The 25,573-nt window shown below is 69.2% G+C and carries 21 protein-coding genes and 3 pseudogenes; 14 read left to right on the top strand and 10 right to left on the bottom strand.

Annotation, left to right across the window (positions count from 1 at the left end; translation table 11 throughout):
- Nucleotides 1–480: 480 nt before the first annotated feature.
- From OG272_RS15350 to OG272_RS15320, 7 genes are all read left to right on the top strand, one after another.
- A complete protein-coding gene (locus OG272_RS15350) occupies nt 481–1,668 on the top strand; it encodes a branched-chain amino acid ABC transporter substrate-binding protein (RefSeq protein ID WP_328222999.1) in 1,188 nt (395 codons plus the stop codon).
- Nucleotides 1,669–1,690: 22 nt separating this feature from the next.
- On the top strand, nt 1,691–2,602 hold the full coding sequence (locus OG272_RS15345; protein ID WP_327729824.1) for a branched-chain amino acid ABC transporter permease: 912 nt from the start codon (nt 1,691–1,693) through the stop codon (nt 2,600–2,602).
- Between the two features lie 5 nt (nt 2,603–2,607).
- A complete protein-coding gene (locus tag OG272_RS15340) occupies nt 2,608–4,440 on the top strand; it encodes a branched-chain amino acid ABC transporter ATP-binding protein/permease (protein WP_327729825.1) in 1,833 nt (610 codons plus the stop codon).
- 1 nt (nt 4,441) lies between these two features.
- Nucleotides 4,442–5,197 (top strand): ABC transporter ATP-binding protein, encoded by a 756-nt coding sequence (locus OG272_RS15335; RefSeq protein ID WP_327729826.1) that lies wholly within the window; start codon nt 4,442–4,444, stop codon nt 5,195–5,197.
- Nucleotides 5,198–5,483: 286 nt separating this feature from the next.
- Entirely contained in the window at nt 5,484–6,935 is a 1,452-nt protein-coding gene (locus OG272_RS15330; RefSeq protein WP_327729827.1) for an amino acid permease, read from the top strand.
- A gap of 81 nt (nt 6,936–7,016) precedes the next feature.
- A complete protein-coding gene (locus OG272_RS15325; RefSeq protein ID WP_327729828.1) occupies nt 7,017–7,979 on the top strand; it encodes a hypothetical protein in 963 nt (320 codons plus the stop codon).
- Between the two features lie 384 nt (nt 7,980–8,363).
- Nucleotides 8,364–11,090, top strand: a complete 2,727-nt coding sequence (locus OG272_RS15320) for a tetratricopeptide repeat protein (RefSeq protein ID WP_327729829.1) — start codon at nt 8,364–8,366, stop codon at nt 11,088–11,090.
- On the opposite strand, the gene OG272_RS15315 is transcribed toward OG272_RS15320, so the two are convergent.
- Nucleotides 11,041–11,343, bottom strand: a complete 303-nt coding sequence (locus OG272_RS15315; RefSeq protein ID WP_327729830.1) for a hypothetical protein — start codon at nt 11,341–11,343, stop codon at nt 11,041–11,043. The two genes, OG272_RS15320 and OG272_RS15315, sit on opposite strands and share 50 nt — an antisense overlap.
- Before the next feature lie 447 nt (nt 11,344–11,790).
- Here OG272_RS15315 and OG272_RS15310 point away from each other — a divergent pair, with 447 nt between their 5' ends.
- Nucleotides 11,791–13,956, top strand: coding sequence for a PQQ-binding-like beta-propeller repeat protein (locus OG272_RS15310; protein ID WP_405893638.1), 2,166 nt, complete (start codon nt 11,791–11,793; stop codon nt 13,954–13,956).
- Between the two features lie 657 nt (nt 13,957–14,613).
- Here OG272_RS15310 and OG272_RS15305 read toward each other — a convergent pair.
- The 7 genes and pseudogenes from OG272_RS15305 to OG272_RS15275 form a co-directional block, all read right to left on the bottom strand.
- The gene (locus OG272_RS15305; protein ID WP_327729832.1) at nt 14,614–15,027 is read right to left on the bottom strand and encodes a PIN domain nuclease; all 414 of its coding nucleotides are present in this window, start codon (nt 15,025–15,027) and stop codon (nt 14,614–14,616) included.
- A complete protein-coding gene (locus tag OG272_RS15300; protein ID WP_020115394.1) occupies nt 15,024–15,239 on the bottom strand; it encodes a type II toxin-antitoxin system VapB family antitoxin in 216 nt (71 codons plus the stop codon). Before OG272_RS15300 ends, OG272_RS15305 begins: the two co-directional genes overlap by 4 nt.
- A complete protein-coding gene (locus tag OG272_RS15295; protein WP_405893636.1) occupies nt 15,236–15,616 on the bottom strand; it encodes a hypothetical protein in 381 nt (126 codons plus the stop codon). Before OG272_RS15295 ends, OG272_RS15300 begins: the two co-directional genes overlap by 4 nt.
- 235 nt (nt 15,617–15,851) lie before the next feature.
- A pseudogene (locus OG272_RS15290) lies at nt 15,852–16,786 on the bottom strand (hypothetical protein).
- A gap of 28 nt (nt 16,787–16,814) precedes the next feature.
- On the bottom strand, nt 16,815–17,234 hold the full coding sequence (locus OG272_RS15285) for an ester cyclase (protein WP_405893634.1): 420 nt from the start codon (nt 17,232–17,234) through the stop codon (nt 16,815–16,817).
- 44 nt (nt 17,235–17,278) lie between these two features.
- The gene (locus OG272_RS15280) at nt 17,279–18,229 is read right to left on the bottom strand and encodes an alpha/beta hydrolase (protein WP_327314876.1); all 951 of its coding nucleotides are present in this window, start codon (nt 18,227–18,229) and stop codon (nt 17,279–17,281) included.
- A gap of 99 nt (nt 18,230–18,328) precedes the next feature.
- Nucleotides 18,329–19,093, bottom strand: coding sequence for a 3-oxoacyl-ACP reductase family protein (locus OG272_RS15275; protein WP_327729835.1), 765 nt, complete (start codon nt 19,091–19,093; stop codon nt 18,329–18,331).
- Between the two features lie 128 nt (nt 19,094–19,221).
- Between OG272_RS15275 and OG272_RS15270 the strand changes: the two genes are divergently transcribed.
- From OG272_RS15270 to OG272_RS15260, 3 genes are all read left to right on the top strand, one after another.
- Entirely contained in the window at nt 19,222–19,815 is a 594-nt protein-coding gene (locus OG272_RS15270) for a TetR/AcrR family transcriptional regulator (protein WP_326668688.1), read from the top strand.
- Nucleotides 19,816–19,929: 114 nt separating this feature from the next.
- Entirely contained in the window at nt 19,930–20,253 is a 324-nt protein-coding gene (locus OG272_RS15265; protein ID WP_405893633.1) for a type II toxin-antitoxin system RelE/ParE family toxin, read from the top strand.
- Nucleotides 20,250–20,588, top strand: a complete 339-nt coding sequence (locus tag OG272_RS15260; protein ID WP_328976279.1) for a helix-turn-helix domain-containing protein — start codon at nt 20,250–20,252, stop codon at nt 20,586–20,588. The genes OG272_RS15265 and OG272_RS15260 overlap by 4 nt, the downstream gene beginning before the upstream one ends.
- Before the next feature lie 702 nt (nt 20,589–21,290).
- Here the strand turns inward: OG272_RS15260 and OG272_RS15255 are convergent.
- Nucleotides 21,291–21,569 (bottom strand): annotated as a pseudogene (locus OG272_RS15255) (Atu4866 domain-containing protein).
- A 349-nt stretch (nt 21,570–21,918) separates the two neighbouring features.
- Between OG272_RS15255 and OG272_RS15250 the strand changes: the two are divergent.
- From OG272_RS15250 to OG272_RS15240, 3 genes and pseudogenes are all read left to right on the top strand, one after another.
- Nucleotides 21,919–22,674, top strand: coding sequence for an Atu4866 domain-containing protein (locus OG272_RS15250; RefSeq protein WP_326582975.1), 756 nt, complete (start codon nt 21,919–21,921; stop codon nt 22,672–22,674).
- 234 nt (nt 22,675–22,908) lie between these two features.
- On the top strand, nt 22,909–24,300 hold the full coding sequence (locus OG272_RS15245) for an amidohydrolase family protein (protein WP_327729838.1): 1,392 nt from the start codon (nt 22,909–22,911) through the stop codon (nt 24,298–24,300).
- Nucleotides 24,301–24,611: 311 nt separating this feature from the next.
- Nucleotides 24,612–24,833: pseudogene (locus OG272_RS15240) on the top strand (carboxymuconolactone decarboxylase family protein); the annotation flags it as partial.
- 563 nt (nt 24,834–25,396) lie between these two features.
- Here the strand turns inward: OG272_RS15240 and OG272_RS15235 are convergent.
- The gene (locus OG272_RS15235) at nt 25,397–25,531 is read right to left on the bottom strand and encodes a hypothetical protein (protein ID WP_327729839.1); all 135 of its coding nucleotides are present in this window, start codon (nt 25,529–25,531) and stop codon (nt 25,397–25,399) included.
- Between the last annotated feature and the right edge of the window lie 42 nt (nt 25,532–25,573).

Genomic DNA, 25,573 nt, shown 5'->3' with positions numbered 1-25,573 from the left:
CTCCACTTCGGACAATCGGTGGATGGTTGTCGTACGTGGTGGAGCATGTACGAATTCCGAAGCTCGTCTCTAGCGTTGCTGCCCATGAGACATCCGGGAGACTCCGCAATCCGGCTTGGACCCAGGTGATCTCGAAGAATCACAACCGGCACGGAATCCGTAGCCCGCCTGCCTCCATCAAGGTCACGCAGGCGCGCACCCGTGCCTGACCTGCGATAACACCAATGTGTCGGACTCATAACACTCGACCCGCTCATCGAAAAAGACACACAACGGAAACAAATCTGTTGAAATGTGGCTGCCCGATGGCCCCCTGGAATCGGTCGCGTGGAGAACTCTGCAAGCGGCCGACGTCGTCGCGGTTCCGAAAAGCGGAACAGTTCAAAAGATCTAGAAATTTTTCCACGGTTCGTGTCCCCGAATCCGGCCCTTCGCGCAACCCATAGGTATTGGCTCGCGCACAAACCAGCAGGAGTTTCAGTGATATACAACCGGTACAGATTTCTCGGCGCCGGCGTCGCTCTGACCAGTGTCGCGTTGGTCTCCGCCTGTGGTGGCAACAGTGCGGCAGGCGGCGACAGCGGGACCGGCGCGATCAAGATAGGTGTGGTCGCGCCGCTGTCCGGCGACTCCGCCTCCGCGGGCACGGACATCGTGAACGCCGCCAAGCTCGCGGCCAAGGAGATCAACAAGGACGGCGGCCTGCTCGGCGGCCGGAAGGTCGAGCTCGTGGTCGTCGACGACGCCTGCGACGCGCAGACCGGCACCGCCGCGATGCAGAAGCTGATGTCGCAGAACGTGGTGGCCGTGGCGGGCGGCTACTGTTCGGGCGCCGCCATCGCCGAGACCGTGATCACCGACAGACGCAACGTCCCGTTCATCGCCGACGCGCAGACGAACGTGCAGATCACTGACCGCGGCCTCAAGCACGTCTTCCGCACCATCGGCCGTGACGACAAGCAGGGCGAGTTCGCCGCGAAGTACCTGGTGGAGTCCCTCAAGGCGGAGAACGTCGCGATCATCCACGACAACACGGCCTACGCGAAGGGTCTCGCCGAGGCGGCCAGGAGCAGCCTCGGAAAGCTCGGCGGCAAGGACGTGTTCTTCGACGCCATCACCCCCGGCGCCAAGGACTTCACCTCCTTCCTGACCAAGGTGAAGAGCACCGATCCCCAGGCGATCTACTTCACCGGCTACTTCGCCGATGCCGGCCTGCTGCTCAAGCAGGCACGCGAGCTGGGCATCAAGGTCCCGATCATCGGCGGCGACGCGACCCAGGACGCGACCGTCATCAAGACCGCCGGCTCGGCCTCCGAGGGCTTCGCCACCACCACCGCCCCGCTCCCCTCCTTCATCAGCTCGGCCGCCGGGTTCGTCACCGCGTACAAGAAGGAGTACAACGCCGACGCGGGGCCGTTCGCGCCCTACGAGTACGACGCGATCAAGGTGATCGCCGACGCCATCGGGCGCGCGAAGTCCGCCGACTCGCAGAAGATCACCGACGCGCTGCACGCCACCAAGGACTACGAGGGCATCACCGGCACGATCAACTTCGAGCCGAACGGCGACCGGAAGAACGCGGTCTATGTGACCGCCGTCGTGAAGGACTCCAAGTTCGTCCCCGGAAAGACCCTCGACGCCTCGGGCGCCTGGGTCGACGCGGGCTGACCGGGCCGGCGCACAGACCGACATGAACGAATTCCTCCAGTACACGCTCAACGGCCTGACGGTCGGGGCGTTCTACGCGCTGGTCGCGTTGGGCTACACGATGGTGTACGGGATCATCCGGCTCATCAACTTCGCCCACGGCGACTTCTTCATGGTGGGCGGCTTCCTCGCACTGGGAGTGCTCAGCCTGCTTGCGGACGGCGGCATGCCTGCCGGTGTCCTCGTCGTGGTCGCGCTCGTCGCGGCCACGGCGGTCACCGGCGCACTCGGTGTGGCTTCCGCCCGTATCGTCTACCTGCCCCTGCTCAAGGCCCCGCAACTGTCGCTGCTGGTCTCCGCCCTCGGACTGTCGCTCGCCGTCGAGTACGGCACCGCGTTGTCGCAGGGCACCGGCTTCAAGAGCGTCCCGCACATCGGCTTCCTCTCCGCCGAGAACGCGATCCAGCTGACCGACGGCGTCCGGCTGACCTACGCGCAGGTGGGCATCTTCGGCGTCAGCGTGGTGTTGATGGCCGCGCTGTTCTTCTTCGTGCAGCGCACCGTCACCGGCACCACCATGCGCACCCTGGCGATGGACCAGGACGCCGCACGGCTGATGGGCATCAACGTCGAGCGCACCATCCTGCTGACGTTCCTCATCGGCGCCGGGCTCGCCGGCACGGCGGGCACCATGTACGCCCTGTACTACCCGCAGGTCAACTTCCTGATGGGCTTCCTGCTCGGCCTGCGCGCCTTCACCGCCGCCGTCATCGGCGGCATCGGCAACATCCCCGGAGCCATGGTGGGCGGCGTCATCATCGGGCTGCTGGAGTCCTACGCCACCGGCTATGTGTCCGGGCGGTGGACCGACGTGGTCGTCTTCGGCACGCTCATCGCCGTACTCGTCGTGCGACCGAGCGGTCTGCTCGGCGAGCGCGTGGCAGAAAGGGTGTGACCACGATGCGTGGACTTCTGGACTCACCACGGTTCAAGCTGCCCTCCCTGGCCGTGTTCGCCGTGATCCTCCTCGCCTTCCCCAACCTCGCGGGTGACTACTGGACCGACGTCGGCGTCAAGGTACTGCTGTACGTCGTCCTCGGCTTCGGCATCAACGTCGTGGTCGGCTACGCGGGCCTGCTCGACCTCGGCTACTCGGCGTTCTTCGCCATCGGCGGCTACACCACGGCCATCCTGGTCGGCAACTACGACGTCAACTGGTGGCTCACGCTGCCGATAGCGATGCTGGTCGCCGCCATGGGCGGCTTCATCATCGGCTACCCGACGCTGCGGCTGCGCAGCGACTACCTGGCGGTCGTCACTCTCGGTTTCGGCGAGATCGTCCGGGTCACCGCCCAGAACCTGGAGTTCACGGGCGGGCCGGAGGGCGTCATCATCCCCTTCCGCCCGGTGCTCTTCGGCTACTCCTTCGACGACACGGGCAGCATGTACTACCTCGTGCTGGCGATCGCCGTCGTCGTGGGTCTGGGTGTCACGAGCCTCACCCGTTCGAAGATCGGCCGGGCCTGGGAGAGCGTCCGTGAGGACGAGAAGGTCGCCGAGGCGGTGGGTGTTCCCTCCATCCGGGTCAAGGCGCTCGCCTACGTCGTCGGCGGCGTGATCGCCGGCCTGGCGGGGGCCTTCTTCGCCACGTACATCGGCATCGTCAACCCGACCAGCTTCACCTTCCTCACCTCCGTGCTGATCCTGCTGGTGGTCCTCATCGGCGGACGCGGCAGCCTGGTCGGGGTGTTCCTGGGCGCGCTCGTCGTCCAGGGCATGCCGGAAGTGCTGCGGGGCATCGGTGACGAGTGGCGGATCTTCCTGTTCGCCGTGCTCCTCATCGTCCTGATGTTCGTACGGCCGCTGGGTCTGTGGCCCGCGCGTACCCGGCGCGGGGCGCGGCTCGCCGACTCCGCGCAGGAACCGCCGCTGCCGCAGACCGCCGTGGCCCCCGGGGAGCCCCTGCTCGAAGTACGCGGCCTGACCATGCGGTTCGGCGGGCTGCTGGCGCTCGACGGCGTGGCCTTCACCGTCGGACGCGGCCAGGTCCTCGGCGTCATCGGACCCAACGGCGCGGGCAAGACCACCGTGTTCAACTGTGTGACGGGCGTGGTGGAGCCGACCTCCGGGGAGGTCCTCCTGGGCGGTGAGTCGCTGGTCGGGCGTCGTCCCCACGAGGTCGTACAGCGGGGCATGGCCCGCACCTTCCAGGGTGCGCGGCTCTTCGGCGACATGAGCGTGGTCGAGAACGTTCTCGTCGGCATGACCTCGCGGCTGAAGAGCGGCGTACTGACCTCACTGCTGCGGCTGCCCGCCCAGCGTGAGGAGGAACAGCGCGCCGGTCGGGAGGCCCGGTACTGGCTGGAGTTCGTGGGCCTGTCCGACAAGGCCGAGCGGCTCGCGCGCGAGCTGTCGTACGGTGATCAGCGCCGCCTCGACATCGCCCGCGCACTGGCGAGCAATCCACTGGTGCTGCTCCTGGACGAGCCCGCCGCTGGGATGAACCCCAGCGAGAAGACCGACCTCATGGAGCTCGTCGCCCGTATCCGGGACCGGGGCGTCACGGTCGTTCTCATCGAACACGACATGGCCTTCGTCATGGGACTGTGCGAACGGGTGCTCGTCATCGAGACCGGTACGCGGCTCACCGAGGGACTGCCGGCCGAGGTGCAGCAGGACCCCCGGGTGATCGAGGCCTACCTCGGGGTGGACGAGGACGACGATGGTGACGCCGAGGGCGTCGGCATCGACCCCGACGAGTCCACCGCCCCGACTCTCGCGAAGGGCCACTGAGATGGCATTGCTCGAAGTCACGGACCTGGATGCCTCCTACGGCGCGATCGACGCTCTGTCCGGAGTCTCCCTTCGGGTGGAGCCGGGAGAGATCGTGGCGATCCTCGGCGCGAACGGCGCCGGCAAGACCACGCTGCTGCGCACCCTCACCGGGCTGCACCGGGCGAAGTCGGGCAAGGTCCTGCTCGACGGCCAGGACATCACCCGTACACCGGCACATGACGTCGTGGGCATGGGCTTCGGCCATGTGCCGGAAGGACGCCGGGTGTTCGCCGCGCTCGAAGTCGACACGAACCTGACGATGGGCGGCTACCTGTCCCGCAAGGACACCGCGGCGCTGACTCAGCGACGACAGCAGGTGTACGAGCTGTTCCCGCGCCTCGCCGAGCGGCGCGACCAGCTCGCGGGCACACTGTCCGGCGGCGAGCAGCAGATGCTCGCCATCGGCAGGGCGTTGATGAACGCACCGCGGTTCCTCGCCCTGGACGAACCCTCGCTGGGCCTGTCCCCGCTGTTCACCCGCAACATCTTCAAGATCGTGCGGCAGATCCGGGACCAGGGCACCGCGGTCCTCCTCGTCGAGCAGAACGCCCGCCAGGCGCTACGGCTCGCCGACCGGGCCTACGTGCTGGAGACCGGCCGGGTCGCACTGGAGGGTCCGGCCGCGGAACTGGCCGCCGATCCGCGGGTGAAGGCCGCCTACCTCGGCGGCTCCGCGGAAGTCCCGCCGCAGGACGCGGTCGGCGACAGCGCCTGACCAACAGCGCCGGGAACCCCGACGGGGTTCCCGGCGCCTCTCATACCAGGCCGGCTACAGGCGCTACTGGCACTGCGGAAACCGCAGCTCGCCCGCCTCGACAAGACCATGCAGGTGTGCGCCCACCCCTGACCTGCGGTAGCGCGTCCGGGAACCGCCAGTCCGATCCTCAAAGCGCACACGCACACGCACAGCCGCATCCTGCCCATCGCCCTGTCCCCAAGTTCCAGGTGGGACGAACGAAACCCCCTGGATCTTCGAACTACCCCTTTAGCCAAGGATGTTCATGAGTACGACGCACGGCAAGAGAGCCCTGTCGCCCGGCACCCGCGAGCAGACTCATCGCTCGGACGGTCTGCAGGCCGGACTCAAGAACCGCCATCTGTCCATGATCGCCATTGGCGGGATCATCGGTGCCGGCCTCTTCGTGGGCTCTGCCTCGGGCATCGCCAAGGCCGGACCCGGCATTCTGCTGTCGTACGCCTTGGTCGGTGCGTTGGTCGTCTGCGTGATGCGGATGCTCGGCGAGATGTCCGTGGCCAACCCCACGTCCGGTTCCTTCTCCGCCTACGCCGACCGGGCGCTCGGCCGCTGGGCCGGGTTCTCGATCGGCTGGCTGTACTGGTTCTTCTGGGTCGTGGTGCTCGCTGTCGAGGCGACCGCGGGTGCCGTCATCCTCGAAGGATGGATACCGGCCCTCCCGCAGTGGGCCTGGGCACTTGTCGTGATGGTCGTTCTCACGGCCACGAACCTGGCATCGGTCGGCTCCTTCGGCGAATTCGAGTTCTGGTTCGCGGGCATCAAGGTCGTCGCCATAGCGGGTTTCGTCGTCATCGGCGGGCTGGCGGTCTTCGGTGTACTGCCCGGCTCGGACAACCCGGGGGACGGCTTCGCCAACCTCACCGCGCACGGCGGCTTTCTGCCACACGGCGCTGACGCGATCCTCTCCGGCATGCTGTTGGTGGTCTTCTCGTTCATGGGCAGCGAGATCGTCACCCTCGCCGCCGGTGAGTCCGAGAACCCGCAGCGTGCGGTCACCAGGGCCATCAGCAGCGTGATCCGGCGGGTCGGCTTCTTCTACCTGGGCTCGATCCTCGTCGTGGTCTGTCTGTTGCCGTGGAATGATCCGGCGATTACGGAAAGGGGCTCGTACGTCGCGGCCCTGGACGCGATCGGCATCCCGCACGCCAGCCAGGTCATGAACGCCGTCGTGCTCACCGCTGTCCTTTCCTGTCTCAACTCCGGTCTCTACACCGCCTCCCGGATGGCGTTCTCGCTCGGCCAGCGCGGCGACGCGCCCAGGGCCTTCGCGCGCACGACCATGCGGGGTGTCCCGCGGGCCGCGATCCTGGCCTCCGTCGCCTTCGGGTTCGTCGCCGTCGCCTTCAACTACCTGTGGCCGGACACGGTCTTCCAGTTCCTGCTGAACTCCTCGGGCGCGATCGCGCTCTTCGTGTGGCTGGTCATCTGCTTCTCGCAACTGAGGATGCGGAGAATCATCCTCCGCGAAAACCCGGAGGGACTCCTGGTCCGGATGTGGCTCTTCCCGTACCTGACGTGGGCGACCATCACGGTCATCACGTTCGTGCTCGGCTACATGCTCACCGACGACAGTGAGGGCGGTGGACGGATCCAGGTGCTGCTGTCGGTGCTGGTTGCCGTGCTGGTCGTGGCGGTCTCACTGGTGCGGAGCGGTATCGGCCGAAACGCCGACGACGAAGTCGTCAACCGCTGGTAGATGCCGTCGGCTTGCGTTCAGTGGAGCACCGGATGCTGCGGCGTCGGTATGCGGGGCCCACCACAGGAAGAAAGTGATGGCATGTCCGCCTTCAGACGACGCAAAGGCAACTCTCCTCGCCTGGCCCCCGAACTCGACGACGTGGTCCTCGGCCGGGTCCGGCGGCGCCTTGACATCAGCTGGGCCCGCGGCGAACTCGATACCACGGTCATCGCACTGATGGAGAAGGTGATCCAGGACGCAGGGCAGGACTGGGACCGTAAGGCGCACCGCCTCCAAGTGCTCGCCGAGGCAGCCGGGCGGGCACTGCCACAGATCTGGCTGCGTCAGGCCCCGCAGGACCCGGGAGCACTCCTGCTGCACGCCTGGTCGGAGGTGACGCACGCGCGGGCACAGGGAACGCACGTGGACCTGAGCAGCGTCCGGGAGGCCTGCTTGCGCGCGGCCGAGCTGATACCTGCCGACCCCACCCCCTGGACCGTACTCCTGGCCGCGATGAGATGTGAGCAGGAACCTTACGGCGAGGTGGGGCCGGTCTGGCGGGAGATCAAGGCCCGCGATCCGTGGAATCGGGAGGCGCATCTTCAGGCCTTGGGCTATCTGTCACCGGACGAGTGCGGTTCCACCGGGCAGGTACTGGACCTCCTCGACGGCATCCGTTCCGTGATGCCGGCCAGGGCTCCCACGGTCGGTTTGGAAGTCACCGCGTTCGTCCACGCCTACCAACGCGCCGTTGCCGCCGGCGGCATGGCGGCGCTGAACGCCCGGGACTACTGGAGACGACCTGATGCGTCCGCGGCACTGAGCCGAGCGGCGCGTGACTGGCCGCTCCCTGGATTCCTCGGCCACGCGGCGGCACTGGCGGATCTCAACGTGCTGGCCTACGCGTTGGTCAAAGCCGCCCTTATGGACGAGGCCGTTGTCGTGCTGCGCGCCACGGCAGGCATGGCGACGCCTTGGCCATGGAACGCGGAGGGAGACCCGCTGGAACGCTTTTCGTACTGGCACGGCGCGATCTCACGCACCCGGCCCGCGACCAGCTGACGATGACCGCGCGGCTACCAAGCCTACCTTTGTCACTCACAACGGGCCGGAGGCTGTTGCGCGTGAAAGCGAAGTCAACTGTTCAACTGATGGGCCGTCCGTCATCACGGATCATTTCGGGATGTGCGCGTTCAACGGCCAAGGGGAGGCCCCTTCTTCTCAGTACCCGGCTCCAACGCCCCACAGCAGCGGGTCCACAGTAGGGGCCGTGCGGCGCCGGTGACCGTCCTGGACAGTACGTCCCAGGCAGTCGGCGGGGGGGGGTGTCCGAGCAGGTCAACTGAGGCTGCTGTGGCGGCGAACCGGTCCCCGTTTGCAGGCCGGACCGGGGCGGTGCCGTCGCATAGACTCGGGTGACCAGCGTGGCGGGTGGGGGAGGCACGGGTGGACGATCGTGAAGCCGGTGATCCCAGAGCCAGGTTTGCGGCGGCGCTGACCCGGCTGCGTCGGCGGCTGCCAGACGTGTCGGACGAGACCCTGGCCCGGCGGGCCAGCGCGGTGGAGCTGCCGTCAGGGCGCCGGGTCGCCGTCAACGCCCGCAGGCTCGGCGAATGGGCCAGCGGTCAGTCGGTACCGCGCAGGTTCGAAGCCGTCATGGCGTTGGTACAGGCCGTCGAGAGGGCGGCTGGAGGCGCGTCCGCCGATCAGCCCACGGTGGCGCACTGGCAGCGGCTGTGGCGTGCCGCGCGGGATTACCGGAGCAGCCCCGACCCCGACCCTGGCCGGCAGCCGCAGCCGCAGATCGTGATCGGCCGTCCGCCGAGTGATGCCGCCGCACTGCGGCGACGTGACGGGTTGGCCGAGAGCATCGACGCGGGCATGCGAGACGCATCCGTCCGGCAGATCTTGCTCACGGGCGCGGGCGGCGTCGGCAAGTCTCAGCTGGCCTCGGCGGCGTTCCACCGCGCCAAGCAGCGGGCCGAGGTCCTGCTCTGGGTGCCCGCGGGCGACCGCCTCTCGGTTCTGGGCAGTTACGCCCGCGCATGGCGGGCGCTGTCCGGGGCGCGCATCGCGGGGGAAGTCCCCGCGCCCGGCACCGACCCTGGCGGGGACGACGAGACCCAGGCCGACCTGTTCCTGGCCTGGCTGAGATCAACCGCCACTTCCTGGCTCGTGGTCCTCGATGACATCGACGACCCTGGCGAAGTGGCCGGGCTCTGGCCGGCCGGTGACGCAGGCCGGACCGTCCTGACCACCCGTCGGCGGGACGCCACGCTGCTGCGCCCGGGGGTCCGGGTGATTGCCGTCGGCGTGTTCACCGCCGACGAGGCCATCGCTTACCTGGCCGACCGGCTGCTGCTCGACCTGGGCCCGGCCGCCGGGCACCACGGGCCCCCGGCGCACCGGCGCGAGGATCTGGCGACCCTTGCGGCAGCCCTCGGCCATTTTCCACTCGCCCTTTCCCAGGCGGCCGCCTTCCTCATCGACACCGGCATGAACCTGCCCGCGTACTTGAGCCTTCTGGCAGACCGGCGGGAGAGCGTCGCCGGTCTGCTCCCGTCCTCCTCCCCCGCGGACGAGCACGGCGGCACGGTGACGAGCACCCTGCAACTAGCCCTCGGGCGGGCGGAGTCGCTGGCACCACCCGGGACCGCCCGTGCCATGCTCGAACTGATCTCGATGTTCGCGCCCGACGGCATTCCCGAAGCGGTACTGCTCGGTCCGGCGGGGCGCGCCTGGCTCGGCGGCGACCCCGTCCCGCAACGGGGCGCCCTGCTGGCGTTGCGGGCATTGCACCGGTTGAGTCTGGTCACCCACCATGGGCCTACCGGCTCGGCGGTCGTCGAGGTGCATGCCCTCGTCCAGCGCGCGATCCGCGACGGTGTACCGGCCGACCGCCGTGAACGGCTCGCCACGGCCGCGGCCGACGCGCTGGAGGAGGTGTGGTCCGCGCCGGACTGCGAACCGGGGATGGAGACCGCCCTTTACCGCAGCGCCGAGGTGCTGCTGGCGAATGCCGGGGGTCACCTCTGGCACGGCGGTGGCCTGCATCCCCTGCTCCGCCGGTTCGGGCCGCATCTGACCGCTCTGGGCCGTCCTGCCGCGGCCCGGGACATGGCCCAGGGCCTGGCCGACCAGGCGCGGTGGCGGCTGGGTGATGGCCACCGGGACATTCTGACGCTGCGTTCGCAGGCGGCCCAGGCCGGGGGCGATCTCGGGGACACCACGGAGGCCGTGCGGTCGCTGGCGGAGATCAGGCGCGAGGCGGAGGACAGCCTCGGCTGCGCGGACCCGGACACGCTGTCCATCCGGCTGCACGAGGCGCGCTTCCGGATGGAGTCGGGCCTCATCGACGCCGCGCTGGCCGACTTCGTCACCCTGGCCGCTGAGGCGCGGGCGACGCTCGGCGCCGGTGACCCGCTGGTGACCGCCGCCGACGAATACGTCGCGCTGTGCCGCGGACTCTCCGGGGATGCCCGCGGCGCGCGCGACGGGTACGCCTCGATCGCCCGGGAACTGGAGCGGAACCTCGGGCCCCGGCATCCGGCGACGTTGAAGGTTCTCACCGACCTCAGCCGGTGGATCGGGGAGACGGGTGACGTGCGGCTGGCTGTGACCACCTATCAGCAGGCGGTGGACGGCTTGGCCTCCGTCGTCGGCCGGCTGCGCCCAGAGACGCTCGTCGCCCGGCACAACCTCGCCTACTGGCACGGAATGGCCGGCGACCTCGATCTGGCGATCGAGCAGTTCGTCACAGCGGCCGACGACGCCGAACTCGCGCTGGGCGCCGAGCACCCCACCACCCTGACCTACCAGGTCAACCTGGCCTTCTGGCAGGGCGTCGCCGGAGACACCACCGCCGCGCTGGGCCGCCTGGAGCGGCTCCGGCGGACCTTGGAACGGGTCCTCGGCGCCGACCACCCGCGCACCCTGCGGACCCGGCAGCAGCAGGCCGAACTCCTGCACCGCCGCGGTGACCACGCCACCGCCGCGGAGCGGCTCACCACCCTGCTGGCCGACATGATCCGGGTCCAGGGCGCCAACCATCCGCGTACCCGGGAGGCCGGCCAACTGCTGACGCGGTGGTTGCGGGAACGAACCGCCGCGGTCTCGCAGGACCTCAACGCGACGGAGAAGGCGCCGTGGGCTGCCGCCGACGGACAGTCCTGACCATCGCGCCCCCCGCCACGGCCGCGACTGTGCCGACGATCGCCACCGTGATGTTGAGACGCTCGCGGTCCTCGACGCTCCGAAGGCGCTCCCTCGCCCGCGCCTCGCTCTCGGGCGAGAGCTGGAGGTCATAGAGGTAGTGCTCGGCCAGCCGCCGCTCGTCCTTGTTCACATACGTCAGCAGGCTCAGCACGGCGAACGCCACGCCCACCACGATCATGAGTACGCCCACTATGGACATGGTCCTGCGCATGATGCCTCCTGATGGCGGCGGTCGGCATGTTGCCGCTGCTGTGCCTTGAGGCTGCCGAACCTAGAGCCGGGGCCCGTTCGCTGTCCCTCGCCGAACCCGCCGGCACCTACATCGGACCAGGCCAGGAGCGGGATCGCGGCCCCCGCTCCGGCCCGGTGCGGGAGGACCGGGTGCCCCCGGCCGGCGCCTGGCTGCTGAAGCGTGTTGCCGAAAGCTGGGTGCGGGCAGGTTCGGGCGGGCCGTCGGCTGTGCCAGGTCATACGGCGAGAGCCAGTTGTGCATGTGGGCTACGGCCCTCCTGGTGATCGTCCCGCCGGTGGACAAGTCAACAGGGGCTGGACAGGCGAACGGTAGTGCGGAGTCAGGGACATCGGGGATGATGTGCGATCTCGACAGCGGCAGCCCGTGAGGCCGTTGGGGCGTGGGGACGTGGCAGGGGGTTGTCGGGTGGAACCGTTCGAGGCACTGGAGGCAGGGGATCCGGAGCAGGTGGGGCGGTACCGGATCGTGGCCCGGCTGGGCGCGGGTGGGATGGGCCGGGTGTACCTGGGGCGCTCGCCCGGCGGACGGTTCGTGGCGGTGAAGGTCGTACGCCCGGAGCTGGCCGAGGACGGTGGCTTCCGGCGCCGGTTCGCCCGGGAGGTGGCCGCCGCCCGCCGGGTGAACGGGGCGTTCACCGCGGGTGTGGTCGACGCCGATCCGGACGGATCACCGGCATGGCTGGCGACGGTGTACGTGCCGGGGGTCCCGCTGGGTGATGCCGTGGCAGCGCACGGACCGTGGCCGCAGGCGGCGGTGTTCGCCCTCGGGGCGGGGCTGGCCGAGGCCCTGGAGGCCATCCACGCGGCCGACGTGGTCCACCGGGACCTCAAACCGTCGAACATCCTGCTCGCCGCGGACGGACCGCGAGTCATCGATTTCGGGATCTCGGTGGCGGGCGAGGCCAGCGCGCTCACCCGCACCGGCACGGTCGTGGGCACGCCGGGGTTCATGTCCCCCGAGCAGCTGACCGGCAAGCCGGTCGGACCGGCGAGCGACGTCTTCTCCCTGGGCGCGGTACTGGCCTTCACCGCGACCGGGGCCGGGCCGTTCGGGACCGGCTCGGGGCACGCCCTCAGTTTCCGCGTCGTGTACGAGGAACCCGACCTGCACCGACTCCCGCCGGGCCTGCGGACCCTGGTGGGCCGCTGCCTGGCCAAGGAGCCCGGACAGAGGCCCACGGTGACCACGCTGCTGCACCGGTTGGCCGACACCTCCGGCGGCCGGCCGGCGGTCACCCGGACAGCCACCGAGCCCGGCTGGCTCCCCGAGCCGGTCGCCACGACACTGCACTCGCGCACCGCCGCCGCGCCGCCGCCCCCGGCTCCGCCACCCGTATCGCCCGAGACGTCCGAGCCTTCGCCCACAGCGCCGGTGCCGGCGCAACCCGGTGCCGCCCCGCCGGAGCGCCCGGCACCGGCCCGGTCGGGGGAACAGCGCGACGTCGACCTCCCGCCGACCGCGGCGCGGCTCCCGTCCTGGCCGCCCGCGAACGCTGGGGCACGCCTGGCCGGTATCACCCGCAGACGGACCCTGCTCGGCCTTGGCGGCGCCACCGCGGCAGGACTCGGCTTCGTCGGCTGGAAGATCCGCGGCAGCGGTTCCGCCGCCCCCGGCGAGCAGCGGTGGCTGTTCCGCGCCGGGGGCTCCGTGTCCTCGGCGCCGGCGGTGGCGGGCGGCGTGGTGTACGTCGGCAGCAACGACCACAACCTGTACGCGCTGGACGCCACGACCGGCGAGCAGCGGTGGAAGTTCCGCACCAACGAAAGAGTGGGCTCGCCACCGGCCGTGGCGGGCCGTGTGGTGTTCGCCGGCAGCGACGACGGCAACCTGTACGCGGTGGACGCCGCGACCGGCGTGCGGCGGTGGACGTTTCCCACGGGCGGCACCGTGCTCTCGTCGCCGGCCGTGGCGGGCGGTGTGGTGTATATCGGCAGCGTCGACAAAAGCCTGTACGCGGTGGACGCCGCGACCGGCGAACGGCGGTGGAAGTTCCGCACGGGCAACGTCGTGGACTCGTCGGCGGCCGTGGCGGACGGTGTGGTGTTCGCCGGCAGCGACGACGGCAACCTGTACGCGGTGGACGCCGCCTCCGGCGAGCAGCGGTGGAAGTTCCGCACGGGCGGCGCCGTGCTCTCGTCGCCGGCCGTGGCGGGCGGTGTGGTGTTCGTCGGGAGCCAGGACGGCAACCTGTACGCGGTGGATGCCGCGACCGGCGAACGGCGGTGGAAGTTCCCCACCCAGCACTTTGTGTCCTCGTCGCCGGCCGTGGTCGACGGGGTGGTGTATGTCGGCGGCTGGGACCGCAACCTCTATGCGGTGGACGCTGCCTCCGGCGAGCAGCGGTGGAAGTTCCGCACGGGCGGCGCCGTGGCCTCGTCGCCGGCCGTGGCGGGCGGTGTGGTGTTCGTCGGCAGCGAGGACGGCAACCTGTACGCGGTGGACGCCGCGAGCGGCGAGAAGCGGTGGAGCTTCCACACCGCCAAATCCTTGTACAAGGACCCTGCAGTGGCCGACGGGATGGTGTACGTAACTGGTGGCGCCGCCGGCGTCTTGTATGCGGTGACGCTGTAGGGGCCGGGACCGTGTGGCCGACGCGCGACGGCATCGTCGACCGGCGTCTGCGTGTGCGGGACCTCGCGTGAGTGACCTGTGGAAGTCCGACAACTGCTGTGCGTAGGCGTTGAGGTGCAGCGTAGGTGGCCCGGGGTGGCCAAGGGGTGGCCGGACGCCTTTGGACGGTGCGGCACGAGGTACTGGCGCCCTGCACGGCGCAGGTGGTCCGATCAGGCACAACGGCATCCCGCAGCATCAGTCGTCACGAGGCGGCGTGATCCCTCGTGCCCTCGTCATGCTTAGGTCTCGGGTTCGAATCCCGGAGGCGGCTCTGTGAGAGCCAGGACTCACTCGCCGTGACCTGGGGCTTTTGCTCTTTTCGGTGTTCGGTGGGTGAGCGGACCGGCCGGTGAAGGTCGGGCCGCGGACCTGGGGTTTCTTGCTCCTGCTGTCCGGCGATCTTCGGGTGCGCCGCTTTGCCGGGGTCGGCGGGTGGGTACGGCAGTTCACCCGCGCGTGCCGTGCCCCGGACTGGGCGTCGGCGAGGCGACTCAGTCCGCGGGCGGGCGCGAGGGTGCGGAACGAGGCCGTCCGGCAGTGGGGCATCGCCGCGATACCGCCTTGGGTGGGCGGTCGGCGAGAGGCCTGACGTCCCTCCGTGCGACCGCGCGGACTCTACTGCCTGAGGTCGATCATGCGGACCGGCTGCCCCGTCGTGCGAGCAATGGTTTCGAAGTCGCGGTCGAAGTGGAGCAGGGTGAGGCCTGCTTCTTCCGCGGCGGCGGCCACCAGGAGATCGACGGGGCCCGCACTGCGGTGTTCCCCTTTGGTGGTCAGTTGTTCCTGGACGATGCGGGAGCGGCGGTAGATGCCGTCAGGCATGGGGCACCACGCGTAGTGGGCGTCGAGTGCGGCTTTCAGTCGCGCGCGGTCCGCGGCTGAGCGGGCGGAGTAGAGGACCTCGAGTTCCGTGATGTCGCAGATCGCGACGAGGCCGGCGCCGATCCTGTCGTCCCACTCAGTTGTGGTCTGGCGGAGCAGGACGCGGGCGAGGGCGGAGGTGTCGATGAGGTAGTCGGCGACGGTCACGGCCGGTACTGGTTCTTGTCCAGGAGAATGTCGATGTCCAGGGCTCCGTCGGTCACCAGTTGCCGGGCGTCTTCGAGCGCGCGCAGGCGCCGGTAGCGGGCGGTGACCTCGCGCAGGGCGGTGTTGATGGTGTCGCGCTTGGTGGTGGTGCCGAGTTCCTTGGCGGCTTCTTCCAGTGCCTCGTCGTCGAGGTCGATCACGGTGCGGCTCAAGATGGCCTCCTCATGCACACTGCGGCGTATATCAATATACATGATCGATTGTATATTGATGGGCTCGCGCACCCCTGGGTGGTCCGTTTCTCAGATCTGTGGACCTGCAGCGAGCGCGTCGGGAGAGGGGTGTGCGCCAGGTACTTCCCGGTGGGCTCCTTTCGGCGTTCGAACTCCCAGGTGAGGCGGGAGGTCGTCACTTTCAGCATGGTGATCCGGATGTCGACGGCGGTGCCGGAGACCAGGGTGAGGAACTTGTTGTCCGGCATGACGTACTCCTGGACGTGTGCCTTCAGGGGCCCCGGATCAGTGTCGTGGATCCGGCTCGCCGCCTTGCTCGCGGTGTCGTCCGCCGATCTGCAGGTCGCGTACGGCACAGGCTTCAGCCTCTGGTGCCCCGCTGTCGTTTTTGCGGCGGGCCTGGTCGCCGTGCTGCCCCGCTCCCCGAATCGACCGCCCCAGCCACGCGGTTGGCCGCACTGGAACTCGGCCAGGCCGCGCGTAGACGTTTGACCTGTGACCACTGCCATAGAGGCTCTGCCTCAGCATCCGGGGGAGAGTCTCCGCGCGTTGGAAAGGGAATCCGCTGCGCATGCTTTCGAGACCCTCTCCTCAGCTGGGGAGAGGTCCGTGAAACCGGGTGAGCGCGTCCATCCGGGACGCGTTCTGGACGCAGGTTGGACACAAGGATCGGAAAAGACTGACAAGGGCCGAAAAGGACTGAGGCGCCAAATCCCTTCTGAGCTGGGAAAACGGCCAAGATGAGCAATGATCGACAAGGGTCGCCAAGATCCTCAAAGGACTCATAATCCGTCGGCCGTGGGTTCGAGTCCCACCCGCCCCACTTCCGCAGGTCTCTGACCTGCGGAAACGTTCTTCTTTGGCTGGCGGAGCGTCAACTTCGCCTGAACGGAACCGAATCCGCTGCTCGTGAGTTTGGTGTCCGGCGGTGTTCGGGGGAGCTCCAACCCATCTGACCTGCGACTGAGTAGATCGAGGGTGTCGCTCGCGGTCAGGGCGACTGCTCTTGGGGCCGATGCCAGGACCCAAGGGCCGTACAGGGGCCGGGACGGCGCAGCGGTGTCCAGGCCGACGGTGTCTCCGGGGCTGGTAGAGCCAGGCGGCGACGGCGCCGTAGGCGTAGTGGTGGAACGACAGCATCGTGCCCGCGTTCTCGACGTCGATGGTGCCGTCGGGCTGCATGGCGTCCCACCGCTCCCACATGGTGGTGGCACCGCGGACGACCTGGTAGAGCCGGCCCGGGCATTCCGGGTGAGCAGGAGTCGGTACGCCTCGTCCGTGTGGCCGGTGCCGGTGAGGACGGGCAGCACGAACGGGGTGCCCAGGAACCCGGTGGCGATGCGTCCGTCGCGGGCGCGTACCAGCGCGGCGAGGGCCTCGCCCACCGCGGCCCGCTCGGCGGTGGGCACGATGTCGAACCGGAGGGCGAGGGCGCAGCCGGTCTGGGTGGTGCGGGCATGGTCGCCGCACTTGCGCCAGGCGGTCTCGGCGGTACGCCGGTGCAGGTCCGCGTCTGGTCGGCTCACGCCGCGCTGGTGCGTCTTTGCTGCTGCCTCAGTCGGTGAGCTGCATCTGCATCTGCAGTTGCAGCAGCTCCTCGACGTGCCGGATCTCGACGATCCGACCGTCGACCACCCGCGCGAGATCGATGCCGGAGCAGGTCACGTCACGGCCTGTCGCGGGCAGTCCGAACCAAGGGCCGGTGTGGGTCGCTGTGATCACCCACTGGGAGACGACCCAGCCGTCGTCTGTTTCGGCCTGGTAGACGATTTCGTGGTGAGGGTTGGTGAACCCGTCGCGCATGGCAGCGACCATCCCCTTCATCCCCTCGATCGCCGAGGGAGCCCCTGGAGGCAGGTTGTGGTCGACGAGATCGGGCGAGACCAGGGTGTCCAGCGCATCGATATCGCCCGCGTCGAAGGCGGCGAATACGCGGGTAGGGACATCGCGGGCGGAAGTGCGTTGGCTGTTCATCAGGGGTTTTCCTCTCACCTCGGTGTGCCGGCTTTCGAAGTCGGTCAGGCTGTGGGGTGGGGGTAGAAGGCGTTGATCTCGGCCAGGACGCGGTCGGGTGCTTCGTGGAGGAGGAAGTGTCCGGCGCCGGGGACGTCGGCGGAGGTGGCGTGGGGGGCGGCGTCCTGGAGGGGTGGCAGGACCATGTCGGCGAGGCCGGCCTGGGTGATCATGCGGACCGGGATGGTCAGCGGGGTCTCCTGGAATTTGGCGTTGTCGGCCTCGTCCTGGGTCTCGGTCCGGTAGAGCTCGAAGCCGGCGTGCAGGACCTGGGGGCGGGAGAACAGCCGGACGAACTCGGCCAGTTCGTCGTCGGATACGTTCTCGCCGGCGGTCTTCATCCCCTGGAAGAAGTGGGTGAGGAAGGTTTCGACCCGGCCGGTGACCAGTTCCTCCGCGAGCGGGTTCTGCTTGTTGAAGGAGAAGTGCCAGAACATCGACTCGATGGTGGCGAACTTCAGGTTCTTGCCGACCAGGCCGTAGTCCATGAGGAACAGCCCGGCCACCTGCTCGCGGTACTGGGCGGCCAGCGGGTAGGCGACGCTGACGCCGAAGTCGTGGGCGACGACCTGTACGTTCTCGCGGTGGCCGAGGTGGTTGAGGAGCTTGTGGATGTACGTGGCCAGGACCGCCTTGGTCCTGGAGGGCGGGTTTCCGGTGGAGTCGCCCATGCCGGGCAGGTCGATGGCGATGACGGTGCGGCCGGGCAGCAGCGAGGGCATGATCTGGCGGTACTCGTACCAGCTCTGCGGCCAGCCGTGCAGCAGCACCATGACCTGCGGGCCGTCGCCGCCGATGACGTAGTGCATCTGTACGTCGTCGATGGTGGTGAAGCCGTGCCGGAAGTGCTTGTTGAACTCGGCGTCGTCCTTGGTCGCCGCGTCGTAGCCGGGGCTGAGCGGCTCCTCCGACTCGACGGCTGGGGCGGTCGTGGGGGCTGTGGTGGAAGCGTTCATGGTCGTGGTACGTCCTTTGTGACGGGGGTGTTGTCTTGCACGACGGTGCGGCTGGAGGCCGGTGGACCGCGCCTGCTTGCGGCCGCCCGGGGTGGGCGGTCAGACGGCGATGCCGCCGTCGACGTTCCAGCTGGTGCCGGTGATGAAGTGGGCTTCGGGGCCGGCGAGATAGGCGACGGCGCTGGCGATGTCGGCGGGCTCGGCGAAGTGATCGAGCGGCATGAGCTGCTTCAGGGATTCCGCGTACGGGCCGGAGTCAGGGGTCATGTCCGTAGCAGTGGGGCCGGGCTGCACGTTGTTGACGGTGATGCCGTGCGGACCGAGTTCGCGGGCCAGGCCGCGGGTGAGACCGGCGACGGCGGCCTTGGTCAGGGCGTAGACGGTTGCGCCGGGGAAGGGGACGCGGTCGACGATGACGCTGCCGATGGTGATGATGCGACCGCCCTGGCCGAGGTGGGGAGCGGCGGCCTGCACGGCGCTGAACACGCCCCGGACGTTGACGGCGATCAGCCGGTCGAACTCCTCCAGTGGGAAGTCCTCGATCGGCGCGCCGTGGAAGACGCCGGCGTTGTTGACGAGGATGTCCAGTCCGCCGAAATGCTCCGTGGTCCGGCTGACCGCGGCCCGGACGGCTTCGTGGTCCGCGTTGTCCGCCTGCACGGCCAGGGCGCCCGTCGCCTCGGCCACGGCGTCGGCCTGGTCCTTGGCGCTGGAGTAGGTGAAGGCGACCTGGGCGCCGTCGGCGGTCAGACGGTGCACGATCCCGGCACCGATGCCCCGGGACCCGCCCGTGACCAGGGCGGTCTTGCCGTCGAGAGGCCGTACGCCGGACCGGGTGGTGCCGGGGGCGAGCTGGGTGCCCATAGGGGTCTCCGATTTCTTCAGCACTTCACTTACGAACCGAACCGCTCGGTTACTATATCCATGATGACACTAACCTGAGCAACCACGGAGTCCTTCCGTGGCGGCGAACTTTTCTCAAGGAGGCTTCGATGCCCAGCACGGGACGGCCCCGGTCCTTCGACACCGACGAGGCGCTGGAGGTGGCGATGCGGGTGTTCTGGGCCGAGGGTTACGAAGGTGCCTCGCTCGCTGCGCTGACCGAGGCCATGGGGATCAACCGGCGCAGCATCTACGCCGCCTTCGGCAACAAGGAGGAGCTGTTCCGCAAGGCCGTCGACCGCTATGTGCAGGGCCCGGGAGCCTTTGTGGCCCCGGCTCTTGAGCTGCCCACCGCCCGGCAGGTGGCCGAGGCGATGCTGCACGGAGGCGTGGAGGCCCACACCGCGCCCGGCTGCCCGCGCGGCTGCCTGCTGGTGCAGTCCGCGCTGGCAGCCGGCCCGGAAAGCGAACCGGTCCGCCGCGACCTGGCCGAACGCCGCGAGGCCGGAGTAGGGGCCCTACGGGCACGTTTCGAAAAAGCCCAGGCCGAGGGCGACTTGCCCCCCACCGCCGACCCGGAAACCCTCGCCCGCTATGTGCACACCGTCGGGCAGGGCCTCGCCGTGCAGGCCGCCGGCGGCGCCAGCCGAGAAGACATGCACCGCGTCGCCGACCAAGCCCTCAGTACGTGGCCGAGCTCGTGATTCGGCAAGTTGAAGATCGTTGCTGAGTCCGGCGATGAGGCCTGCGTCCTCGGCTGATCCGATTGACGCGCTGCGACCCAGGTTCATGCACAGCCCGGTGGACAAAATCGTCTTTTGACGTCAGGGGATGATGCTCCACCCTGGGCCAAGGGGTGGGGCATCATCTCGTCGGAGGAAGGTCCCGCGCTGGGTCGGCGTCTGGTGGACACGATCAAGGGATCTGTGCTGTCGAACCTCAAGGAGCTCCGCCCCGGCTCGGCAGGGGTCACGGAAGTGCGGTTGCTGTTCGTGTTCGACCCGGACCGCCAGGCCGTGATCCTGGTCGGCGGCGACAAGGCGGGCGACTGGTCCGGCTGGTATCGCGTCGCAGTACCACAGGCGGAGCAGGCATACGCGGAGCATCTGAAGCGAATCGATGGAGAGGACGGGGCACGATGACTGATCACCTCAAGGACCCGCAGGCCGTCTCCTGGGGAGACCTGGCCGACGGCTTCGCCTTCACCGATGCCGAAAAGGACCAGATCCAGAAGGGGGCGCAGGCGATGGTCCTGGCCTCCCGTGTGCACCGCCTCGCCGAGTTGCGGAAGCGGCAGCACACTACGCAGGTCCAGGTTGCCGAAGCCATGGGTGTCACCCAGGCCCGCGTCTCGCGCATCGAGAAGGGGCAACTGGAGCGCAGTGAGGTCGACACCCTCGCCGCGTACGTCAAGGCGCTCGGCGGCAAGCTGAAGATCGTCGCTGACTTCGGTGATGAGAGCTACGTACTCGGCTGACCCGATCGACGCGGCTGACCCGATCGACGCGCCGCTACCCAGGTCGAGGCACAGTCCGGTGGGCGGGATCGCCTCGTGACGTCAGGGATGATGCTCCACCCCGGTGGCCTGGGATGGAGCATCATCGCGTCGGTAAGGGACTCCGCTGCGCGAAGGGTTCCAGTCCCTCGGCTGAACAGGGCGGACGCGGCTGCCGCTGTGGTAAGCGTCCACCTCATCGGCCCCCAGGGGCCATTGAGGGGCCACAAGGACAGGAGCAGATCGACAAGCACCGCACAGGGCTGACCCTGATCAGCACGTCTGACCTGCAAGAACGGCGTGAATCGGCAATGATCGGCAAGGGCCGCCAAGATCCCCAAGGGACTCATAATCCGTCGGCCGTGGGTTCGAGTCCCACCCGCCCCACTTCCGCAGGTCTCTGACCTGCGGAAACGTTCCTTTTGGCTGGCGGAGCGTCAACTTCGCCTGAACGGAACCGAATCCGCTGCTCGCGGGTTCGACAGTGTTGCCGCCAAAGAGCGTCCGAACTGCTCTGACCTGCACAGACGTCTCGGCTCGCGGCCGGGGAAGTCGCCGCAGGTGGCCTCTGTGAGTGGCTGGGAAGCCTAATTCGGGAGGCTGGCAGGACGCGGGGAAACGGAAGGGGACGCTCCGTCCGGGCGGAGGCGGTCACCGGCAGGTGGACCTCGGCCATGGTCAGGCTCACTGCCGGGTGTGCTCGTCGCCCTTGCGGTAAAGCACCAGGTGCTCGTGGAAGAGAACGCCGTCGCGGATGTCGCCGGTGGCGGTGAAGCCGGTGTCGTCGACCTAGTCGATGTGGTTGCCCGTGACGGTGTAGCTGCCGGTGTAGGCGCTCTGGCGGCTGCCGCGGGCTTCGTCGTAGCGGCCGTCGGGCAGCAGTTCCTGACGGATGTGTCCGTCGGCGGTGACCCACATCCCGACGTACGGGTGCGGGTCGCGGGGCGTGTCGTTGCTGGTCATGGCTCTACGATCGCCCCGACGACCGGTGGCAACCAGGCCGCCGTCTCCCCAGGTGAGGGCTTCCTGGGTGCCGCGCACCCAGCTTCGCGAGCGACGGGTCTCTTCATGCCGTGCGGCAGCGAAGCGTGCCGTCCTGGGCCTTCCCCATGGCCTCCGCGGTCGTAGGCGCCGGGACGGATCGTGGGTGCCGGACACCTGGGATAACGGCGGCCTGGTTCCGAATCCGCCGCGCGACGAACCTGGTGGTCAGGCAGCCGCCGTAGCTGCCGACCACTCGCCTCGGACCTGCACCGGCACTCATTTCGCGCAGCGGGCACACCGACGAGGCGACTCCACCGAGGAGCACGCAATGAGCATCACCGACACCGGCACCGTGCGCTGGAACCCCGAGGTCCTCGACGAGATCCTCTCGAACGACGAGGGGCGTCCCGTCCTGTTCACCAACGCCCGCATCCTGACGATGGACCCGCTGATCGGGACCATGACCGGCGCCGACCTCCTCTTCGTCGGTTCCCTGGTCGTGGGGGTCGGCCCCGGCATCATCACCGCGGCGGGGGACGACAACGCCATCGTCGTCGACTGCACCGGCTCGACCGTCGCCCCCGCCGTCGTGGACACCGTGGCGCTGGCCGGCGGGCGTGGCCACCGCTCGGAGTACGTCGCGACGCTGACCCCGGGCAACACCCCCGACTTCCTGGTGGTGCCCGACGAACTCGCCGCCGACGTGCCGAGCGCCGTGGCCACCCTCATGACCCGACCGGAGCAGGTGCGCGCACTCGTCGCGGCCGGCCGGCCGGTCCTGTGGTCCGGCGCCGACGTCCCCGGCCGGGCCACCGCCCCCGAGGCGGGCATCCCGGCCGCTGAGGACCTGACCGGCAGCCCGCGCGTCGGCGTCTGGATCGACGGACACGACTTCCTGCACCAGGAGCTCACCCCCGACGGCCGCTACGACGAGACCCGGGGCGGACGCCCGCACGCCTACCAGGGCCGCTACTGGATCGACGGCGACCGCATCGACTACCTGGACGACCTCGGCTTCTGGGCCTACGGGGAGTTCCAGGGCGACGAACTGCACCACGCGGGCTACGTCATGAAGCTCGGCTGACCTTCCCCGGTCAGCGCACTCACGGTTCCCGATCCTGGGTGCGCGTGCGCGACACCTGGGGAAACCGCGGCCTGGCTGCCGCCGCGGGCGCGGCCAAGGGCTGGTGTCCGAGCAGCCCGGCCCCCGGCGACCACCCTCCCAGCCCTCTCCGGCGTACGGCCCACCCTGCCGGCCGTCTCCGGCGCATGGCCCCGTCCTCCCGGCCCTCACCTCCATACGGAAAGAAGACCTCTCATGAACGTCAACGACACCACCAGCGTCGCCGTCCTCGAAGAGCTCCGGCGTCGGCCCGCCGACCGGCGGCGCGTCCTGTTCACCGGCGCGACCGTCGTCACCATGGACCCCGACCTCGGTGTCATCGACGGTGGCGACCTCCTCGTCGAGGGCGACACGATCACCGCCGTCGGCCGCGACCTCGACGCGGCAGATGCCGTGGTCGTCGACGCCACCGGCACGATCCTCACCCCCGGCTTCGTCGACACCCACCGGCACGCCTGGGAGGCCCAGTTGCGCCGGATCATGCCGGACGTCGATGACCTCGGCGGCTACGTCATGACCACCCTGGCCGGCTACGCCACGGTCTACCGGCCCGAGGACATGTACATCGGCACCCGGCTGGCCGCCCTGACCGCGATCGACAGCGGCATCACGACCATGCTCGACTTCTCCCACAACTCCCGCACCCCCGAGCACTCCGACGCCGCAGTCCAGGCCCTCGTCGACACCGGCATCCGCGGCGTGCACGCCTCCATGGGCCCGCACTTCGGCGAGTGGGACCGGCAGTGGCCGGGCGACCTGGCCCGCATCAAGGGCCGGTACTTCAGCAGCGACGACCAGTTGCTCACCCTGCGCCTGGCCACCCTGGCCACCGACGAGATCGCCGGACCGGCCCTCGCCTACGGCCCCGAACTCGCCCGCGTTGCGGAAGAGTTGGGCATCGGGGTGAGCGTGGACGCCGTCTTCGGTACCTCCTCCTCCGAGGCGGTCCTGCGCTGGGCCAAGGACGGCATTCTCAGTCCCGACGTCACCCTCATCCATTCCACCGGGCTGACCTCCGAGGCGTGGAAGGCGATGGGGGAGACCGGCACCACCGTGGCCCTCGCCCCCACGTCCGACGCGCAGATCGGCCTGGAGACCGCGATCCCCGCCGTCGACGAGGCGCTCTCCGTCGGTATCCGCCCCGGACTGAGCATCGACGTCGAAGTCGCCCTGGCCAGCGACATGTTCACGCAGATGCGGGCGCTGCACGCCATCCAGCGGATGCGCGCGGTCAACGCCGTCCACGGCACCGACCAGCAACCCTCCCGCATCACCACCCACGACGTCCTCGACTTCGCCACCCTCCAGGGTGCCCGTACCAACGGTCTGGCCGGCGTCACCGGCTCACTCACGCCGGGCAAGAAGGCCGACCTGCTGGTCATCCAGGCCGAGGACCTCAACAACATGCCGCTCAACGACCCCATCGGCACGATCGTGCTGGGCTCCGACGCCCGCAACATCAGCGCCGTCCTCATCAACGGCGAGCCCCGAAAGTGGGACGGACACGTCCTCGACGTCGACCTGGCCGCCCTGCGCGGCGAGGTGCGTACCTCACGCGAGTACGTGCTGAACACCCCGGCTGTCTGAGCGCCTCAGCCGCCTGATCAACCCGGCCGCCTGGGCACCCCCACCGCCTGGGCACCCCCACCGCCTGGGCAGTCCCCTCCATCGCCCCCGGCCGCTTCTCCTCCTGCGGCCGGGGGCACCCACCCACCGCATCCGGCCAGTGCCATCGGCCGGTCGTGCGGCGCGGACACGTGGGGCGGCGACCGGCCGCCTCTTCCGGAGCTCCCATGTCCCACCTCACTCCCACCACTTCCCTCCGGCACACGACAGCCGCGCCCAGCACCCCGGACCAGCCGCCCTCCTGGGCGCCCGCCGCCCCGACCATCGCCCTGCTGACCGCCCTGGGCATGCTGACCGCCCCGGGCGGCTGCGAGCCGCAGCTCGACGTCCACATCGACGCAGCCCTCGACGTCGGCCTGACGCCCGATGAGATCGTCGAGGCGCTGCTGCACTCCGCCGTCTACTGCGGTATGCCCAAGGCACTCAACGCCACCTTCGTCGCCAAGAAGGTCTTCACGGAGCGAGGTCTGCTGCCCGGCGACCTCGGTCAGTAAGGGAGGCTCCCTCAGCGGTCCTGGACCGGCGTCCTCAGCAGGGGACGCCGTACCACCGGCCCTCAGCAAGGCGGCGCCGTCGTGTTCATGGTGCGTGCCCTGCCGGAGTCGCCGTGGTGCTTCGGGTACGTCAAGCGGAGACGGGACACTCCCACAGACCTGCGTACGACCGGCCACATGGCTGGCCGTGGCGTCGGCCGAGGCCCTGCTCGGTGCCCGCGTCAAGGTCGTCGAAGGGGTACCCCCCCACGGCCCACGGGCAGACCCTCGGTTCCGTCGTGTCACCGTCTACTCGGACCAGACCGATGACGAGACCCGAGCAACGTTCCCGGCTCCGGCCCGTCTCCGGGGGGCGGTGAGTGGTGTCCCGTCGCCCAGACGGAACCGACCCTCCGGCGAGGCCCACAACGTTCCCGTTCTCGACTGGAGACTTCCTCAAGGCGGCACCACCTCTGCCGGACTGCTGAGCCTCAGAGGAGTCCCGGCAACCGCGTCCGCCGACGCGTCATGGCGGGGGAGGAACAGCGTTCGGCTGTTCCTCCCCCGCCATGACGGGACGGACTTCAGATGGCCTGGGCGGTCGGCATGATGGTGATCTCGGTGAGGTTGACGTGGCGCGGGACAGCGGCCATGAAGGCAACGGTTTCGGCGATGTCGGCGGACTGCAGACAGTCGATGTCGTGGATGAGGCCGGCCATCAGCTGGGAGGCGTCGGGGTCGGTGACGTGGTCGGGAAGGCC

The sequence above is a fragment of the Streptomyces sp. NBC_00104 genome, assembly GCF_045160825.1.
Taxonomy (GTDB): domain Bacteria; phylum Actinomycetota; class Actinomycetes; order Streptomycetales; family Streptomycetaceae; genus Streptomyces.
The sequence above is the reverse complement of the archived record's forward strand: the minus strand, read 5'-3'. Positions and strand labels throughout refer to the sequence as shown.